At 70.6% G+C, this 15,398-nt stretch carries 20 protein-coding genes; 12 read left to right on the top strand and 8 right to left on the bottom strand.

Features of this window, described 5'->3' with window-relative positions:
* Nucleotides 1–9 precede the first annotated feature (9 nt).
* From ASG30_RS10610 to ASG30_RS10600, 4 genes are all read right to left on the bottom strand, one after another.
* Complete coding sequence (locus ASG30_RS10610) at nucleotides 10–1,446, bottom strand: TolC family protein (protein WP_055895684.1); 1,437 nt, start codon at nucleotides 1,444–1,446, stop codon at nucleotides 10–12.
* A complete protein-coding gene (locus ASG30_RS22120; protein ID WP_156385486.1) occupies nucleotides 1,443–1,778 on the bottom strand; it encodes a hypothetical protein in 336 nt (111 codons plus the stop codon). Before ASG30_RS22120 ends, ASG30_RS10610 begins: the two co-directional genes overlap by 4 nt.
* Before the next feature lie 111 nt (nucleotides 1,779–1,889).
* On the bottom strand, nucleotides 1,890–2,315 hold the full coding sequence (locus tag ASG30_RS10605; protein ID WP_055895682.1) for a hypothetical protein: 426 nt from the start codon (nucleotides 2,313–2,315) through the stop codon (nucleotides 1,890–1,892).
* A gap of 78 nt (nucleotides 2,316–2,393) precedes the next feature.
* Nucleotides 2,394–2,912, bottom strand: a complete 519-nt coding sequence (locus tag ASG30_RS10600) for a DUF4396 domain-containing protein (RefSeq protein ID WP_055895680.1) — start codon at nucleotides 2,910–2,912, stop codon at nucleotides 2,394–2,396.
* Between the two features lie 138 nt (nucleotides 2,913–3,050).
* Here ASG30_RS10600 and ASG30_RS10595 point away from each other — a divergent pair, with 138 nt between their 5' ends.
* The 5 genes from ASG30_RS10595 (at nucleotide 3,051) to ASG30_RS10575 (ending at nucleotide 6,303) form a co-directional block, all read left to right on the top strand.
* Entirely contained in the window at nucleotides 3,051–3,404 is a 354-nt protein-coding gene (locus tag ASG30_RS10595) for a hypothetical protein (protein WP_055895678.1), read from the top strand.
* Between the two features lie 77 nt (nucleotides 3,405–3,481).
* Nucleotides 3,482–4,120 carry a hypothetical protein gene (locus ASG30_RS10590; RefSeq protein ID WP_055895676.1) on the top strand — a complete coding sequence of 213 codons (639 nt, stop codon included), beginning with the start codon at nucleotides 3,482–3,484 and terminating at the stop codon, nucleotides 4,118–4,120.
* Between the two features lie 11 nt (nucleotides 4,121–4,131).
* Complete coding sequence (locus tag ASG30_RS10585; protein ID WP_055895675.1) at nucleotides 4,132–4,461, top strand: heavy-metal-associated domain-containing protein; 330 nt, start codon at nucleotides 4,132–4,134, stop codon at nucleotides 4,459–4,461.
* Nucleotides 4,461–4,850: a hypothetical protein gene (locus ASG30_RS10580; RefSeq protein WP_055895672.1), complete on the top strand. Its 390-nt coding sequence runs from the start codon at nucleotides 4,461–4,463 to the stop codon at nucleotides 4,848–4,850. The genes ASG30_RS10585 and ASG30_RS10580 overlap by 1 nt, the downstream gene beginning before the upstream one ends.
* Before the next feature lie 154 nt (nucleotides 4,851–5,004).
* Nucleotides 5,005–6,303, top strand: a complete 1,299-nt coding sequence (locus tag ASG30_RS10575; RefSeq protein WP_055895670.1) for a c-type cytochrome — start codon at nucleotides 5,005–5,007, stop codon at nucleotides 6,301–6,303.
* A 22-nt stretch (nucleotides 6,304–6,325) separates the two neighbouring features.
* Here the strand turns inward: ASG30_RS10575 and ASG30_RS10570 are convergent, their stop codons facing one another.
* A complete protein-coding gene (locus tag ASG30_RS10570) occupies nucleotides 6,326–6,874 on the bottom strand; it encodes a hemerythrin domain-containing protein (protein ID WP_235579767.1) in 549 nt (182 codons plus the stop codon).
* A 108-nt stretch (nucleotides 6,875–6,982) separates the two neighbouring features.
* On the opposite strand from ASG30_RS10570, the gene ASG30_RS10565 reads away from it, so the two are divergent.
* Nucleotides 6,983–7,189, top strand: a complete 207-nt coding sequence (locus tag ASG30_RS10565; RefSeq protein ID WP_055895668.1) for a hypothetical protein — start codon at nucleotides 6,983–6,985, stop codon at nucleotides 7,187–7,189.
* A 21-nt stretch (nucleotides 7,190–7,210) separates the two neighbouring features.
* On the opposite strand, the gene ASG30_RS10560 is transcribed toward ASG30_RS10565, so the two are convergent.
* Nucleotides 7,211–7,984: a ZIP family metal transporter gene (locus ASG30_RS10560; RefSeq protein ID WP_055895666.1), complete on the bottom strand. Its 774-nt coding sequence runs from the start codon at nucleotides 7,982–7,984 to the stop codon at nucleotides 7,211–7,213.
* A 378-nt stretch (nucleotides 7,985–8,362) separates the two neighbouring features.
* Here ASG30_RS10560 and ASG30_RS10555 point away from each other — a divergent pair, with 378 nt between their 5' ends.
* Nucleotides 8,363–9,382 (top strand): methionine synthase, encoded by a 1,020-nt coding sequence (locus ASG30_RS10555; RefSeq protein ID WP_055895664.1) that lies wholly within the window; start codon nucleotides 8,363–8,365, stop codon nucleotides 9,380–9,382.
* Nucleotides 9,383–9,392: 10 nt separating this feature from the next.
* The gene (locus ASG30_RS10550; RefSeq protein ID WP_055895656.1) at nucleotides 9,393–9,923 is read left to right on the top strand and encodes a cupin domain-containing protein; all 531 of its coding nucleotides are present in this window, start codon (nucleotides 9,393–9,395) and stop codon (nucleotides 9,921–9,923) included.
* Here the strand turns inward: ASG30_RS10550 and ASG30_RS10545 are convergent, their stop codons facing one another.
* Complete coding sequence (locus ASG30_RS10545) at nucleotides 9,924–11,243, bottom strand: erythromycin esterase family protein (protein ID WP_055895654.1); 1,320 nt, start codon at nucleotides 11,241–11,243, stop codon at nucleotides 9,924–9,926.
* A gap of 159 nt (nucleotides 11,244–11,402) precedes the next feature.
* Here ASG30_RS10545 and ASG30_RS23100 point away from each other — a divergent pair, with 159 nt between their 5' ends.
* Both ASG30_RS23100 and ASG30_RS10540 read left to right on the top strand, forming a co-directional pair.
* The gene (locus tag ASG30_RS23100) at nucleotides 11,403–11,537 is read left to right on the top strand and encodes a hypothetical protein (RefSeq protein WP_268793576.1); all 135 of its coding nucleotides are present in this window, start codon (nucleotides 11,403–11,405) and stop codon (nucleotides 11,535–11,537) included.
* Entirely contained in the window at nucleotides 11,534–11,950 is a 417-nt protein-coding gene (locus ASG30_RS10540; RefSeq protein WP_055895652.1) for a hypothetical protein, read from the top strand. Before ASG30_RS23100 ends, ASG30_RS10540 begins: the two co-directional genes overlap by 4 nt.
* On the opposite strand, the gene ASG30_RS10535 is transcribed toward ASG30_RS10540, so the two are convergent.
* Nucleotides 11,934–12,986 carry an NADP-dependent oxidoreductase gene (locus ASG30_RS10535; RefSeq protein ID WP_055895650.1) on the bottom strand — a complete coding sequence of 351 codons (1,053 nt, stop codon included), beginning with the start codon at nucleotides 12,984–12,986 and terminating at the stop codon, nucleotides 11,934–11,936. The genes ASG30_RS10540 and ASG30_RS10535 overlap by 17 nt on opposite strands.
* A gap of 151 nt (nucleotides 12,987–13,137) precedes the next feature.
* Here ASG30_RS10535 and egtB point away from each other — a divergent pair, with 151 nt between their 5' ends.
* Together egtB and egtD are read left to right on the top strand one after the other, a co-directional pair.
* On the top strand, nucleotides 13,138–14,388 hold the full coding sequence (gene egtB / locus ASG30_RS10530; protein ID WP_055895648.1) for an ergothioneine biosynthesis protein EgtB: 1,251 nt from the start codon (nucleotides 13,138–13,140) through the stop codon (nucleotides 14,386–14,388).
* Nucleotides 14,385–15,374 carry an L-histidine N(alpha)-methyltransferase gene (gene egtD / locus ASG30_RS10525; RefSeq protein WP_156385485.1) on the top strand — a complete coding sequence of 330 codons (990 nt, stop codon included), beginning with the start codon at nucleotides 14,385–14,387 and terminating at the stop codon, nucleotides 15,372–15,374. Before egtB ends, egtD begins: the two co-directional genes overlap by 4 nt.
* Nucleotides 15,375–15,398 lie beyond the last annotated feature (24 nt).

The following is a 15,398-nucleotide window of genomic DNA, read 5'->3' as shown; positions in this document are numbered from 1 at the left end:
CCTCGCGAATCAATGGGCGGCGGCATCGCCGCCGGCGGCCGCGCCACCGCTGGCTGGCGCGGAACGCGCGCTGCCAGCCAGGGGCTTGCCGATCAGGGAGGAGGAAAGGGCCGCATCGGCCAGCCAGAAGTCGCGCTGCGCCTCGATGGCCGCCATCACGCCGGTGACCTGGTCGCGTGCGTCCGCGAGCAACTCGAAGACGCCGATGAGCATGCCGTTGTAGCGAAGGACGTTCTCTTCCGAGATGGCCTTGCGCAGCGGCACGATCTCGTCGCGCTGGTGCCTGGCCTGGTCGAAGGCGGTGCGGTAGGCCGAGTAGCTCTCGCGAGCCTGCGAGGTGGCGGCGCGGGCCACCGCCTCGTAGCGGTTCGCGGCAGCGAGCGAGCGGGCGTCCAGGGAGGCGCGGCGCGTCGAGCCCCAGTCGAACACCGGCAGCCGGATCTCCAGTTCCCAGCCGCGGACGTTCGCCTTCTCGCCGTTCGACTCGAAGATGGTGTCGCGGCGGATGCCCGCCTCGACGTCCACCAGGCTGGACACCAGGTCGACGCCACGGCCCCGGCCGGCAGCCTCGAGATCCAGCCGGGCCACGCGGGCGTCGAGCCGCTGTGCCGCCAGGGCCCTGGAGACTTCGCCGGCCGCCCTGGGCGCCTTGGGCAGGTCCGCAAGCCGATCCGGCAGCTTCAGGGCCGCCGCCTGGTCGTCCGAGAGACCCAGTTGCCGAACGAGGGCCTCGCGCGAAGAGATCGCGTTCTGCCGTGCTGCCGCCAGGCGCGACGTCGCATCGGCGTAGAACAGGTGCTGGCGGGCCGCCTGGAGCTTCGTGAAATTGCCGGCCCGTTGCATGCGTGTGGCCAGCTCCGCGCTTGCGTCGGCGGCCTCCTTGACCTGCGCCGCGTAGGTCTCGATCTCACGGGCAGCCACGGCGTTGACCCACGCCTGGCGGGCGCTGGTCACCTGCTCGACGATGGTGGAGGCCATGCGCACCCGGGCGCGCTCGCCATCGATCTGCGACACCGCGTGTCGTTGCGGAAGGGTCAGGAGGTCCAAGAGGCCGAACGACAGCAGCCGTCCGAGCTCCAGGTCGCCGCCTTCGCGCAGGCGTTCGAACGAGAAAGCCAGCCCGCCGGGCAGGCCCCGTTGCCGCGCGGCGGCGATCTCTCCCCAGCTGTCCGCCAGGGCGGCCTGGAACGCAGGGCTGTTGGCCAACGCAAGCTGGGCCGCACCGTCCATCGTCAGGGTCTTGGCGAGCAGGTCCGAGGCCACCTTGCCGGCGGCGGTGCGTTGCGCCTCATCGCGCGCCAGCCCGGCGCTGGCAGACCCCGCAACGGGAGCGGCCAGGGTGTTCGCCTCCTCCAGGGCGGCGTCCATCCTGGGTGCGGCGCAGCCAGCCAGGACGAGTGCCGCGGCGGCAGTGGCGGCCACCGTGTGGAACCGTGGTGCGTTCATCGGTGGTGCCCCTCGTGGGCGTTGCCGGGAGCGGGCCGGGCGGCAGGGGCGGGCCGGTTCGGGGCAGCCTGTCCAGCGGCGCCAGCCGGCGAGCCTTCCTGCATTTCGCGGGCGTAGGCACGCCAGCCGCCGATGTCCCGAACGGTGTCGTTGCTCTTGCGCCAGTCCTGGACTTGACCGGCATCGAAAGGGCGGTAGCCGCTGAAGGCGGAGTTGTACAGGGGCTCAATCGAGCCGGTCGCCGGCACCGGCGGTGCGACACCCGTCTGGGCGGCCAGTGGGGTACTCGCCGCCAGCGCAGCGGCGGCGAAAAGAAGGATTCTCGTTGACATGGGTCCTCGCGCGAGTCGTTGCGTTGGCCTGGGCGCGCGCGATTGCGCTGCACAGGAAGCGGAACGGAATGCGGCGGCGCGCCCCGGCTCGGGCCGAGGCAGCAGGCCGTGTCAGGCGCGAGGTGGTTTGTCGGGCTGGGGTGCGTGTCGCGTGGACACGCGCGCGTCGCCTTGCGCAGGCAGGCCCGCGGGTGGCGACGCGTCCGGCAACAGGGTCGGTGTCTCGGAGGCCGCGACGAGGTTGCAGCACGAGGCACAGATCGGGCAGCTGTGCCCGTCGTCCACGAGGCCGCCGGCAGCCTGTTCGCCGGGGTCCGTGGACGGGCTTGCCTCGGCGCCCTCGGGCCCATGGTGATCCTTCGCGCCCTGGTCGTGCCCCGCCTGGGCGTGGCCATGGGATGCGTGGTCGTGGCCGGCCTGCTGCGAGGCCGTCGAATGCGCCGCCTGGCCGCAGAAGAGCATCGACGCAGCCGCCAGCCCTTGCAGGGGCAGCGCGGCCATGACGAGCCAGGCGATGACGAGGCGCAGAAGCGACATGGTTCTGATCCTAGCGCAACGACCAGCGGGGCTGCGGCCGGGTTGGGCGATTGCGAACGAAATCCGCGCGGCCGTGCATCATTGCGCATGGGCGCCATGCGCCAGCGCGTGGCCCTTGCCCCGCTCGATCAGGTAGCGGTTGAGCGGGAACGCGGCCGCGCCGGCGATCAGGAGCGAGGCGGCCAAGGCACCCCAGAACAGAGGCTGGCCCAGGCCGGCGTCCATCGCGCCGGGGATCACCAGCATCATCCCGTTGTCCACGATCTCCATCAGCGTGATCGAAGCCGTATCGGCAGCGAAGGTGACCCCGGCGGCGGTGCGCAGGGACATGCCGGAGCGCAGCAGCGGGAAGAAGGTGAAGGCGTAGCCGAAGGCGAACGCCAGAGCCACCGCCAGGGCGATCGTCGCGCCGTTCGACAGCCCCCAGGCCGTCCCCAGCACCATTCCAAGCACTTCACCCACGGCACAGCCGGACAGGCAGTGGATGGTCGCCCGCAGCGCGATGGCATTCAGGCCCGGCTGAGTCGCGGACCCTGCCGCGCCGTGATGATGCCGGGCCGGGGCGTGGTCGTGGGGGTGGTGGTGCACATGGTTCATGGCGATCTCCTGAGGGGGAGATCGAATCGTCAACCCTGCCACCGTGGGAAGGTCAAGCGCCTTCCCGCATTCTTTTTCCATGCCCAGCCGTGCGGTGCTCCCACCTCGACTTCGAGGCTGGCTCGCTATCATCACCCGATGCGGACCTTCGTCCTGATCCTCATGATCGCTCTCCTGCCCATGCGCATGTGGGCGGCCGAGGGCATGGCCGTTCGCATGGCGCAGGAGCAGGCTGCGGCCGCGCAGATGTCGGCGATGGACACCATGCCCGAGGACTGCCCGATGATGGCGAAGGCCATGGCGGACGGTGGATCACGGGACGAGTCCCCATCGACCGCGCATTGCATGACCTGCCACCTGTGCGCCGCCGCCGCTTGCTTGCCCGAGGTGGTGATCGAGCAAGGCCCCGCGCCCAGGGGCCCGCCCGAGGCGCGCCCGAGCCGCTACCTCAGTGCCGACCTGGCGCCTGACCTGCGGCCGCCGATTTCCTGATCTCCCTGTCCGACCGAACGCTCCTGCGCTGCGGGAGCGGTTTCACGCGCGTTCGCGCGCATCACGGGAGATCTGGAATGAGACATAGGTTTCTTGCCGCCGCCGCGGCCGTGCTGGCTTCCCAGGCCTTCGCTGCACCCATGGGCTTCAAGGAAAGCTGGATGGTCATGGGGGACCTCTCGCCCAACTGGCGCGAGGGGTTCGCCAACTACGCCTTCACCGCCCGCGACGCGGTCGGCCCGTCATTGCTTTACATGCGCAGCGACGACAAGGCCAGGACGCGCGATCTGGCCGAGGTGGCCTACACGCGCCTGCTGAAGCGGTGGAACCTGCCGCATGCGCAGGCGAACGTCTGGTTCATCGGCGGGGTGGGCGCCGTGCGCGGCAACGACTTCTCCGGCACCCGGACCATGGCCACGCCTGGCATCCAGGTCGACTACGAAACGACCCGCATCTACGCCTCTGCCCTCGGCCGCCTCTACCGAGCCGACGGCATCAACCACGACTATGCGGCGGCGCGCCTGGGCTTCTCGTTCTACGAGACGGACTACGACGAGGTGCAGCCATGGTTCGTGGTCGAGGCACGCCGCATGCGGGACCTGTCCGACAAGACCGAGATCACCCCGATGCTGCGGCTCATTCACAACCGCTACTTCGTGGAGGCTGGGGTGAACGGCTCCAGGGAGCTCCGCTTCAACTTCATGTACACGTTCTAAAGGACATCCAAATGCGCAACATCATCATTTCCCTGGCGATCGCATCTGCCGCCCTGCCGGCGCTGGCCGCCCAAAGCCTCAAGGCCACGGTCAACGGCATGGTCTGCGCATTCTGCGCCCAGGGCATCGAGAAGTCCCTGTTCCGGATGGATGCCACGAAGGCCGTGTTCGTGGACCTGAAAAGCAGGATCGTCCTGGTCGAGGCCAGGGACGGCAGGACGCTGGACGAGAAGGCGATCAGCGCCGCGATCGTCGATGCCGGCTACGACGTGGTGAAGATCGAGCCGTCCACCCAGTCCGTCGAGGAGCTGAAGGCCGCCTCGAAGAGCGCAAAGAAGTGATGGACGACGGGATCGCCCAGACGCGCGGCAGCCTGTGGAGTTCGGTGGCGACGCTGTTCGCCACCTCGAGCACCCTGGTGTGCTGCGCAATCCCCGCGATGCTCGTGGCGCTGGGCGCGGGTGCTGCACTCTCGTCGCTGGTGTCCGTCTTCCCGCAGGTGGTCTGGCTGTCCGAGCACAAGGAGGCACTCTTCGCGGTCGCCGGAGCAGCCCTGGCGCTCTCCGGATGGCTCCAGTGGCGGAATCGCACGGCACCATGCCCCGTGGACCCTGGGCTTCGCGAGGCTTGCATCCGCACCCGGACGGCGGCCCGGCGGGTCTTTTTCATCAGCTTGGCCTTCTATGCGGTTGGCGGCTGGTTCGCCTTCGTTCAGCCGCTGCTCCCATAGCCGTGCCTGGGGCCGCTCTGCCGCAAGCGCCGGCCGAGTGGCCGATCGGACACTCGGCAGCAGCGCGCGCCACCGGCTGACGCCTCCCTGCGCCGCGGGCCGACAGGGCACCGCGGCGGGTTCGGCGTACGACAGTGGAGCAAGGAGTACTGCCATGGAAACCCGCACCACAGGCTCGCGCCCGACGCGAGCACAGCTGTTCAGGACGTCGCTGTGGATCGCAGGAGCGGCAGCGCTGGCGGCTGCGGCGAGCTGCGGCGGGGGCTCGGGCGGCGACGGCACGACGACCACCGCCGCCCCCGCGCCGGCGCCGGCCGACCCCGTCGCCGTGGCGCCACCGGCCCCCAGCGCCGCGGCGCTCGCGGCCCAGGGCCAGCAGATCTTCCGGTTCGACACCTTCGGCGACGAGGCCTTCTGGACCGACCAGCTGCGCATGCACGAAGCGATCGCCACCGTCGATCCGACGACGGCGTTGTCGGTGGGCCTGAAGGTCGATGCCGAAGCGCTTCCCGCGGCGGTGGTGGAAGGCGTGCGCAGCGGCAGCGTGAGCCTCACCGATCCCGCGACCACGCTCGCGCTGCTCAAGCTGGACGCCATCGTCGGCGTCAAGGGCACGGTGGAAACCGTCAACGGGCAAGACCGGCTCGTGCGCTTCGGCGTCACCTGCGCCCTGTGCCATTCCACCGTGGACAACTCCTTCGCGCAGGGCATCGGCAAGCGCCTGGACGGGTGGCCCAACCGCGACCTGGACCCCGGCGCGATCATCGCCTTGTCACCCGCGCTGGATGCGGCGAAGAAGGCGGTCTACTCCTCCTGGGGCAAGGGCAAGTACGACGCTCGCTTCAACATCGACGGCCGCAACAAGCCCACCGTCATCCCGCCGGCCTACGGGCTGCAGGACATCCACAAGATCACGTTCACCGGCGACGGCGACGAGATCGCGTACTGGAACCGCTACGTGGCGGTGACGCAGATGGGCGGGCTGGGCACCATGGTCGAGCCGCGCCTGAACCTCGCGATCACCAACGGAACGGTGGACCTGGTGACCGACAAGCTGCCGGCGCTGCAGGCCTACCAGCTGACCCTGCAGCCGCCCCCGCCGCCCGCGGGCAGCTTCGATGCGACGGCCGCCGCGCGCGGCAAGCTGGTGTTCGAAGGCGCCGGGCGCTGCGCGAGCTGCCACACGGGCAGCAGCTTCACCGACGCCAACAGCCGGCTGCACCCGCCCGAGGCCTCGATGGCGGAACCCGAGGCGGACAGCCATGCGGCCCGCTCGGCGACCAGGCAGTACCGCACGACCCCGCTGCGTGGCCTGTGGCAGCGCGCGCCGTACTTCCACGACGGATCGGCCGCCACCGCGGACGACGCCGTGCAGGCCTACAACAGCCGGTTGGGGCTGGGGCTGAGCGCGCAGGACGTGGCCGACGTGGCGCACTACCTGCGGTCGCTGTAATCGGGGACCGGCCGCCGCGGCGTCACTTCACGCCGCGGCGGGCCTTCATGTCCAAGGCCATGGCCGAGACCTGGGCCGCGCCCAAGGCGGTCTTCGCCGCGGGAAACGCAGCTTCTTCTTCCGCGGCGATGTGGTCGGCGTACAGGCCGGCGAAGGACGACAGCGTCTGGTCCTCCTGCGGCGTTGGCGACGCGGGTTCCCCCTGCGCGATGCGCGCCAGGACGGGCCGCGCCGCGGCCCACCCTTGCTCCATCTCGCGGTGTTCGCGCCGCAGCCGGACCGCGAGGCCCGCGAGCTTCTCGTCGGCGCTGGCTTCGAGCGCCGGCAGCACGTGCCGCTCTTCGTCCAGGTGGTGGTGCGGCGCGGCCACGTCGAAGTACCGCATCACGTCCTGCGCGGCCGCGCGCGCCTGCGCGTCGTTGCCGTTCCGCTCGATGTGTTCGCGCATCCGGGCCATCAGTGCCAGCATCTGCCGGATCTTGTCGTGGCAGGCGTCGAGCATCTCGAAGGGCTGGTCGAAGCCCGGCGCCGGCGGGGCGGCGCGGTCCGTGATGTTGAGCAGGTGGGGCACGAAAGCGATTGTCCCGCGACGCGGGACGGAACCGGCGCCCTCGTCCTACAGGAGGCCGGTGCGGCCGCCGCAATGATGGGTCACCCGGTCCGAACGCCGGGAGAGACCATGAAAGCATCCCTTCCTTGGCCGCTGGTGGCGGCCCTGATCGCCCTGGGCGGTTGCACGCTCGACCAGGCGCCCGCGCGGCCCGATGCCGGCCGCGGTGCGCAGGCCGGGCAACGCGACCGCAGCGCGGTGCCGCCGGCGGGCAGTTCGCGCGAAGACGATTGCCGCGGCCCGGCCGACCTGTGCAAGCAGGACTCGGCGCGCTGAGCAGCCGGGCGGCCCATCCGCTCACTGCATGCGCGACAGCGTGAAGATCACCAGCAGCCCGACACCGGCGGCCACGGCCGAGGACTGCTGGAACTGATGGCTTTCGGCTTCGGGCACCAGCTCCGTCATCGTGAGGTAGAACATCGCGCCGGCGCCCACGGCCAGCAGGAAGCCCAGCATGCCGGGGGACAGGTCGCGCAGCAGGAACCACCCCGCCATCGCCGAGACGAACAGCGACGCCCCGATCAGGCCGGTCCAGCCCAGGATGCGGCGGACCTGGTGCTCGCCGCCTTGCTCCTGGATCAGGTCGCCGATGCTCATGGCTTCGCTCGCGTTGTCGATGACGATCGCCAGGCCGACGATCAGCCCGAGGGTGGCATCGGTGGCCGCGCTCACCCCGATCGTGAGGCCTTCCACCAGTTCCTCGGCGCTGGTGCCGCCGGCCAGCAGGGTCACGCCATCGCCCCGCGAGGTTTGCTTGTGCCGCAGGCGCACGACCCGTTTCCACTGCGAGGACTTCTCACCCGCGCTCACGCCGTGGTGCAGGAACAGGTCCAGCGCGTAGAGGGCCCCGAATCCGGCGGCGAAGCCCGCCACCGCGATCGGCAGCGAAGCCGTCTCGGCGGCCTTGGGGAGCATCTCGAAGGCGAAGGCTCCGAGCAGCGCGCCGGCTGCGAAGCCGACGGCGATCGACAGGGCGAGGGTGGTCGGCTTCCTGCACAACGCCAGGGCGCCGCCCAGCGGCGAGGCGAGGGCGCCGGCCAGGCTGATGAGCAGCAGGGTGGTGAAGTCCATGGGCTGCGGAACTATCGGCTTGGCTTTGGGGCTGCCGCGTCGGAGTTCGGGCAGGGGCGCGTAGGACAGTCATGGAGGGGCTCGGGGCTTGCTCGACGAAGCCCTGAGCGCGAGCAGTCCCGTCATCCCCGCCGAGGCGGGGTGCTTCCCTCAGCCGCGCGCCCGACGCGGCGGGTTCATTGCGGACTTATATCCGGCCTGTTGTGCAGTCCGGACGCCACCGTCACTACCGTCCTTACCGCCTTCGCGGGAATGACGGAGAGGGGAGCGGGAATGACGACGACGAGCGGCGGGGCAGGGCGGTGGAGGGCGCGGATGTGACCCTGCCAAGTATTGCGCGATGATGATCGGCAGACCAAAACGAAGGAGACAAAAACCATGTTCCCCACCGCCATCGCCGGCAGCCTCCCCAAGCCCTCCTGGCTGGCCGAGACCCACAAGCTCTGGCCGCAATGGAAGGCAACCGGCGACGCCCTTCTCGAAGCCAAGGCCGACGCCACGCTGATGTGGATCAAGGCGCAGGAAGACGCCGGCCTGGACATCGTGGGCGACGGCGAGCAGGCGCGCCAGCATTTCGTGCACGGCTTCCTCGAGCGCGTCGAAGGCATCGACTTCGAGCACAAGGTCAAGATGGGCATCCGCAACAACCGCTACGACGCGATGGTGCCGCAGGTGGTCGCACCCCTGCGCCTGGCCGGCCGGGTGCATGCATTCGAGGCTCGCCTGGCCCGCGCCCACACCAAGCGCAAGCTCAAGTTCACGCTGCCCGGTCCGATGACCATCGTGGACACCGTGGCCGACCGCTTCTACGGCGACAAGGTGAAGATGGCCATGGCGTTCGCCGAGCTGCTGAACCAGGAGGCGCTGGCGCTGCAGGCCGACGGCGTGGACGTGATCCAGTTCGACGAGCCGGCGTTCAACGTGTACATGAAGGAAGCGGCCGAGTGGGGCGTGCAGGCGCTGGAGCGTGCCGCGCAGGGCCTGACCTGCACGACCGCGGTCCACATCTGCTACGGCTACGGCATCCAGGCCAACGTGGACTGGAAGAAAACGCTGGGCGAGGAATGGCGGCAGTACGAGCAGGTGTTCCCGGCGCTGGCCCGCAGCAGCATCGGCCAGGTCAGCCTGGAGTGCTACCACTCTCACGTGCCGCCCGAGCTGATGAAGCTGCTGCAGGGCAAGGACGTGATGGTGGGCGTGATCGACGTGGCCAGCGACGAGGTCGAGACGCCCGAGCAGGTGGCCGACACCATCGGCCGCGCCCTGCAGTTCGTCGCGCGCGAGCGGCTCATCCCTTGTACCAACTGCGGGCTGGCCCCGATGGACCGCGACGTGGCGATGAAGAAACTGCAGGCGCTGGCGCAAGGCGCGGAACTGGCGCGCCGGCGTTACGGCTGAGGAGCCTCCCATGGCACACGATCCCCATTCGCACGACCACGACCACCCTCACGAACACGGCCACGACGACCCCGCCCACGACCCGCGCTGGAAGCACGACGGCGTGCGCGTCATCCCCGGCCACCAGCTGGACCCCAACACCGCGCAGACGCCGGGCATGGACCGCAAGGCCGCGATCAACTTCGCCCGCGTCGGCGCGCAGAAACTCTGGGCCGGAACCGTGACCATCCACGCCAACGCCAAGACCGGCGCCCACCACCACGGGCACCTGGAGAGCGTGATCTACGTGGTCAAGGGCCGCGCGCGCATGCGCTGGGGCGAGCAGCTGGAGTTCACCGCCGAGGCCGGCCCCGGCGACTTCATCTACGTGCCGCCCTGGGTGCCGCACCAGGAGATCAACGCCAGCCCGACCGAGCAGCTCGAATGCGTGCTGTGCCGCAGCGACGGCGAGGCCGTGGCGGTCAACCTGGACATCGAGCCGGTGGAGAAACCGGAGCAGGTGCTGTGGGTCGATCCCACGCACCCGCGCGGCGGGGTGTAGTCACACGCCTTCGGGGTAGGTCTCCGGCACCTCCACCTCCTCGTCGGGCGAGGCGGTCGCGCGCTCCGGCAGCGACTCCAGCGCCTGCGTGCTGTCCAGGTGGATCACGCCGTCGAACTGCGCGCCGATGCGGGCGCTGAAGTAGTGGCTGCGCCGCTCGGTCTCGGGCAGGTAGATCACGCCGATGGCGCGCTCCAGCAGCGGCTGGTCGAGCTGGGCACGCAGGGCGTCGTCGGGCAGCAGCAGGAAGTTCTCCGGCCCCACCTCGTGGAACAGCGCCTCCCAGCTGCCGGGAAGCCCGGGCCGCACCCGCTTGACCAGCGCCGGCTCGTCCCATTCCGAAGCCGCGCGCACCGTGCCCTCGTAGGTGGTGAAGCCGAGCAGGAAGACCTCGTCGCGCCAGCGCTGGCGCATCAGCTCGCCGACGCTCCACTCGCCCTGCTCGGACATCGCGGTGGCGCTGGCGTCGCCCAGGTGCGAGTTGTGGGCCCACACCGCCATGCGCGGCGCCTGGCCGCTGCGCTCCTGCAGGTGGGCCGAGAGCGCCTGCAGCGTGTCGGCCATGTGCAGGTCGCGCAGGTTCCACGACGACGCGCGGCCGCGGAACATGCTGCGGTAGTACTGCTCCGCGTTGCGCACCAGCCTCGCGTTCTGCTGCGCGTGGAACAGGGCGTCGGGGTCGCCGTCGTCTTCCGGCGTGCGGTGGCGCAGCAGGTCGGTGAGCTGCGCCACCACCGCCTCCTCGCAGCTGAACCCGGTGCCGAAGCCGGCGGCGTAGCCATAGGCCTGCAGGTTCTGCTGGAAGTGGTCGAAGCAGCCGTAGCGCCGGCGCGCGCGCTGCGCCGCTTCGGGATCGGCGCGGTCCAGGTAGGCCAGCACTTCCCGCACCGAGCCGAACAGGCTGTACAGGTCCATGCCGTAGAAGCCGACCTGGCGCCAGGGCGGCAGGTCGCGGTTGTACTGGCGCAGCCAGGTGATGAAGTCGCGCACCACGGTGTTGCGCCACATCCAGGTCGGGAAGCGCTCGAAGCCGGACAGCGCGTCCTCGGCGTCGCCGTCGGCGAGGCCGCGCACCCAGCGGTTGACGCGCCAGGCATCGGGCCAGTCGCCCTCGATCACCACCGCGCGGCAGCCGTGCTCTTCAATGAGCGCCCGGGTGATCTGCGCGCGCAGCGCGTAGAACTCATGCGTGCCGTGGCTGGCCTCGCCCAAGAGCGCGATGCGTCGTCGCGAGAGCGCCTGCATCAGCGGCGCGGGAACGCCGGACTTCAGGGGCAGCACCTGCTGCCGGAGGGCCTGCAAGAGCGAGTCGGGATCCATGAAACAAACGTGGCAAACGGCGTGCCGCGACCGTAGGCAGCGTTGTCAGCCGGCTCCTACGGGCGCCCGGGACGAATCCACCATTGGCCTTCCTGCACGCCTACACGCTCAGCGGTAGGGGCTGGCTACAACAAGGTTCGTCCCCGAGGAGCCTCTGCCATGCACCAGCCGCCACGACCCTCGTCCCCCTCCCCCGAACCCGGCGTGGTGCACGCGCTGATCGTGGGCGTGGTGGCGATCGTGACCGTGACCACCGCGTTCATCGTGATGGCGGCCGGGGGCGTGGCGTCGTGAAGGCCGGACTGGTCGGCGCCTGCGCGGCCCTGCTCGCCCTCACCGATGCCGGTGCGCAGACGACGCAGCAGGCCTCGTGGCGCAACGTGGACACCGGCCGGCCGCTGCGGCCGGGGCTGTACGGCCGCATCGAGGTGCGCGGCGAGACGCCGCCGTTGGTGCATGCCAGGCCCGTGGTCGCCGAGCCCGGCACGCAGCCGCTCGCGCAGGACCCGATCTACCTCTATGTCCCGCCCGGCCAGGTGCGCCGCTGGGGCCAGCACTGCGCCAAGTGGCAGGCCTGCGAGCGTCCGGTCTACTTCGTGCGGATGGACGACAGCCCCAGCCGGCTGGGCGAGTGGAAGAAGACCCAGCGGCCGCAGCCGCGCGACTCCTTGGTTCGGGATGCCCTCGACCTCATCGCGAGCCAGTGACCTCATCCGCGACTTGAAGCACCAGCTTGCCGAAGTTCTCGCCGGTGAACAGGCGGTTGAGCGCCTCGGGGAACTGCCCGAGCCCGCGCACGACGTCTTCACGGCTCTTCATCCGGCCGTCCTTGAGGTAGCCGGCCAGTTCGGCCACGGCCTGCGGGTAGCGGTCGGCGTAGTCGAACACCACCATCCCCTGCATGCGCGCGCGGTGCACCAGCAGCGACAGGTAGTTCTTCGGTCCCTGCACCGGCGTGGTGTTGTTGTACTGGCTGATCGCGCCGCAGATGACGATGCGCGCGTGCATCGCCAGCCGGGCGAGGACCTCGTCGAGGATGTCGCCGCCCACGTTGTCGAAGTAGACGTCCACGCCCTTGGGACAGTGCTCCTTGAGTCCGGCGCGCACGGGGCCGGCCTTGTAGTCGATGCAGGCGTCGAAGCCCAGCTCGCCCACCACCCAGTCGCACTTGGCCCGGCCGCCGGCGATGCCCACCACGCGGCAGCCCTTGATGCGCGCGAGCTGGCCCACGGTCTGGCCCACCGCGCCGGCGGCACCGGAGACCACCACCGTGTCGCCCGGCCGCGGCTGGCCGACGTCCAGCAGGCCGAAGTAGGCGGTCATGCCCGGCATGCCCAGCACGTTGAGCCACTGGGTCACGCTGCCCATGCGCGTGTCGATCGTCGCCAGGCCGGCGCGCCCCGCCTGCTCGGCCGTGAAGGCGGGGTGAGACTGCACGCCCAGAACGCCGGCCACCAGGTCGCCGACGGCGAACTTCGGATGCGAGGACGCCAGCACGCGGCCCACGCCGCCGGCGCGCATCACCTCGCCGATGCCCACCGGCGCGATGTAGCTCTTGCCCTCGTTCATCCAGCCGCGCATGGCCGGGTCCATCGACAGGGCGAGTGTCTCGACCAGCAGGCCGCCGTCGGGCGGCGACTTCACCGGCTCGCTGGTCTCCTGCCAGTCGGCGCGGGTGGGCGATCCCACCGGGCGGCGGGCCAGGCGGATCTGCTGGTTGGTGAGCTGGGTGAGGTCGGTCATGGAAGGCTCCTGCGAACGCGGCGCATCCTAGTGGGGCCGCGAGGCATGGACGGTAGCGCATGTGACAGCCCGACCGCGCGATCCCGCAAGAAACCCGCTCGCCTGTAATGAACTGCGAAGGCCGAGCGACCAGAACACAAGGAGAACCGCCATGCCCAGCCTGTCCCCCGTGCCGCGCGCCGCGCCCGGCGGCCGCGACGCCCTCGCGGCCCGCTATGCGCAGGTGCGCGCGGCGAGCCTGGAACTCGCCGCCACCCTCTCGCCGGAAGACCAGTGCGTGCAGTCCATGCCGGATGCCAGCCCGACCAAGTGGCACCTGGCGCACACCAGCTGGTTCTTCGAGGTCGTGGTGCTCGGCCCGCATGCCGGCGGCTACGAGGTGTTCGATCCGTCTTTCGCGCGGCTCTTCAACTCCTACTACGAGTCGCTCGGCCCGCGCCATCCGCGCCCGCAGCGCGGCCTGCTGACGCGTCCGCCGCTCGAGCGGGTGCACGCCTACCGTGCGCACGTCGATGCGGCGATGCAGGCCTTCCTGCGCGAGGCCAGCGGGTCGGCCTGGGCGGCGGCCGCGCCGCTGGTCGAGCTGGGGCTGCAGCACGAGCAGCAGCACCAGGAGCTGATCGCCACCGACATCCTGCATGCGTTCTCCTGCAACCCGCTGCTGCCGGCCTGGCGGCCGCAGGAGCAGCCGGCCCTGCGCCTGGCGGGCACCACGCCCGCGCTGCGCTGGCTGGAACATCCCGGCGGCGTGGTCGAGGTGGGCCATGCGGGCGAGGGCTTCGCCTTCGACAACGAGACGCCGCGCCACGGCGTGCTGCTGCATCCCTTCGCGCTGGCCGACCGGCTGGTCACCTGCGGCGAGTTCCTGGACTTCATCGAGGACGGCGGCTACGCGAAGCCGCTGCACTGGCTGTCGGACGGCTGGGCGGCCGTGCAGGCGCAGGGCTGGGGGGCGCCGGCGTACTGGCTGGCGGCGGGCGACCCGCGCGCACCGGCCGACCACTGGCAGGTGTTCGGGCCGGCCGGCGTGCAGGCGCTGGACCCGGCGGCGCCGGTGGCGCAGCTCAGTTTCTACGAGGCGGCGGCCTATGCGGACTGGGCCGGGGCGCGCCTGCCCACCGAGTTCGAGTGGGAAGCGATGGCGGAAGCGCCCGGCATCTCGCAGATGACCGGCCACGTGTGGCAGTGGACCCGGTCCTCGTACGACCCTTATCCGGGCTTCCAGCCCCTGGGCGGTGCGGTGAGCGAATACAACGGCAAGTTCATGGTCGGGCAGCTGGTGCTGCGCGGCGGCAGTGCTTTCACGCCGCCCGGCCATGCGCGCAGGACCTACCGCAATTTCTTCCCGCCGGCCGCGCGCTGGCAGTACTCCGGCCTGCGGCTGGCGAAGGACATGGCATGACCCCCCCGATGCTCGCTTCCGCTCCGCTGGTCGGGGTCCCCGACGAACTGGAGACGGCCCAGGAGCCGGGCTTCCTGCAGGACCTGCAGCGGGCCCTGGCGGCGGCGCCGCATTCGATCTCGCCCAAGTACTTCTACGACGCCGAGGGCTCCCGCCTGTTCGACCGCATCTGCGAGCTGCCCGAGTACTACCCCACGCGCACCGAGCGCTCGATCCTCACGCAGTACGCCGGCGACATCGCGCGGGAGATCGGAACCGGCTGCGACCTGGTGGAGTTCGGCGCCGGCTCGTGCAGCAAGGTGCGGCTGCTGCTGGACGAGCTGCGCCCGCGCCGCTACCTGCCGATCGACATCTCGGCCGAGCACCTGGAGCAGTCGGCCGCCGACCTGGAGCGCGAGCATCCGGGGCTGCTGGTGCTGCCGGTGTCGGGTGACTACACCGAGACGGTTCACCTGCCGCCGCCGCTGGTGGGCGCGCCGCGGGTGGGCTTCTTCCCCGGCTCGACCATCGGCAACTTCACGCCGGCCGAGGCGCTGCAGTTCCTGCGCGGCGCCGCGCGCCTCTTGCGCGGCGGCGGGCTGCTGCTGGGCTGCGACCTGGTCAAGGACCCGGCCGTGCTGCACGCGGCCTACAACGACGCGCAAGGCGTCACCGCCGCGTTCAACCTCAACCTGCTGGCTCGCGCCAACCGGGAGCTGGGCGCCGATTTCGACGTCGAGGCCTTCTGGCACAGCGCGTTCTACAACGCGGCGCAGGGGCGAATCGAGATGCACCTGGTCAGCCGCCGCCACCAGCGGGTGGCGCTGGGCGGCGAGTGCTACGAGCTGGACGAAGGGCTGTCGCTGCACACGGAGAACTCGTACAAGTTCACGATCGACGGCTTGCGCCGGCTGGCCGTGCAGGCCGGCTTCCGGCCGGGGGCGGTGTGGACCGACGCGCAGCGGCGCTTCAGCGTCCATTGGTTGCGGGCGCCAGAGCGGGAGTGAGTTCCGAAAGACGGACCGCGCAGG

The sequence above is a fragment of the Ramlibacter sp. Leaf400 genome (assembly GCF_001424545.1).
GTDB lineage: Bacteria > Pseudomonadota > Gammaproteobacteria > Burkholderiales > Burkholderiaceae_C > Ramlibacter.
Note: the sequence above shows the minus strand (reverse complement) of the source record. Positions and strands in the feature narration are given on the sequence as shown.

Bases quoted from the DNA above. Each gene is read 5' to 3' on its own strand.
- ASG30_RS10610 (WP_055895684.1), bottom strand. From the start codon at position 1,446: ATGAACGCACCACGGTTCCACACGGTGGCCGCCACTGCCGCCGCGGCA.
- ASG30_RS22120 (WP_156385486.1), bottom strand. From the start codon at position 1,778: ATGTCAACGAGAATCCTTCTTTTCGCCGCCGCTGCGCTGGCGGCGAGT.
- ASG30_RS10605 (WP_055895682.1), bottom strand. From the start codon at position 2,315: ATGTCGCTTCTGCGCCTCGTCATCGCCTGGCTCGTCATGGCCGCGCTG.
- ASG30_RS10600 (WP_055895680.1), bottom strand. From the start codon at position 2,912: ATGAACCATGTGCACCACCACCCCCACGACCACGCCCCGGCCCGGCAT.
- ASG30_RS10595 (WP_055895678.1), top strand. From the start codon at position 3,051: ATGCGGACCTTCGTCCTGATCCTCATGATCGCTCTCCTGCCCATGCGC.
- ASG30_RS10590 (WP_055895676.1), top strand. From the start codon at position 3,482: ATGAGACATAGGTTTCTTGCCGCCGCCGCGGCCGTGCTGGCTTCCCAG.
- ASG30_RS10585 (WP_055895675.1), top strand. From the start codon at position 4,132: ATGCGCAACATCATCATTTCCCTGGCGATCGCATCTGCCGCCCTGCCG.
- ASG30_RS10580 (WP_055895672.1), top strand. From the start codon at position 4,461: ATGGACGACGGGATCGCCCAGACGCGCGGCAGCCTGTGGAGTTCGGTG.
- ASG30_RS10575 (WP_055895670.1), top strand. From the start codon at position 5,005: ATGGAAACCCGCACCACAGGCTCGCGCCCGACGCGAGCACAGCTGTTC.
- ASG30_RS10565 (WP_055895668.1), top strand. From the start codon at position 6,983: ATGAAAGCATCCCTTCCTTGGCCGCTGGTGGCGGCCCTGATCGCCCTG.
- ASG30_RS10560 (WP_055895666.1), bottom strand. From the start codon at position 7,984: ATGGACTTCACCACCCTGCTGCTCATCAGCCTGGCCGGCGCCCTCGCC.
- ASG30_RS10555 (WP_055895664.1), top strand. From the start codon at position 8,363: ATGTTCCCCACCGCCATCGCCGGCAGCCTCCCCAAGCCCTCCTGGCTG.
- ASG30_RS10550 (WP_055895656.1), top strand. From the start codon at position 9,393: ATGGCACACGATCCCCATTCGCACGACCACGACCACCCTCACGAACAC.
- ASG30_RS10545 (WP_055895654.1), bottom strand. From the start codon at position 11,243: ATGGATCCCGACTCGCTCTTGCAGGCCCTCCGGCAGCAGGTGCTGCCC.
- ASG30_RS23100 (WP_268793576.1), top strand. From the start codon at position 11,403: ATGCACCAGCCGCCACGACCCTCGTCCCCCTCCCCCGAACCCGGCGTG.
- ASG30_RS10535 (WP_055895650.1), bottom strand. From the start codon at position 12,986: ATGACCGACCTCACCCAGCTCACCAACCAGCAGATCCGCCTGGCCCGC.
- egtB (WP_055895648.1), top strand. From the start codon at position 13,138: ATGCCCAGCCTGTCCCCCGTGCCGCGCGCCGCGCCCGGCGGCCGCGAC.
- egtD (WP_156385485.1), top strand. From the start codon at position 14,385: ATGACCCCCCCGATGCTCGCTTCCGCTCCGCTGGTCGGGGTCCCCGAC.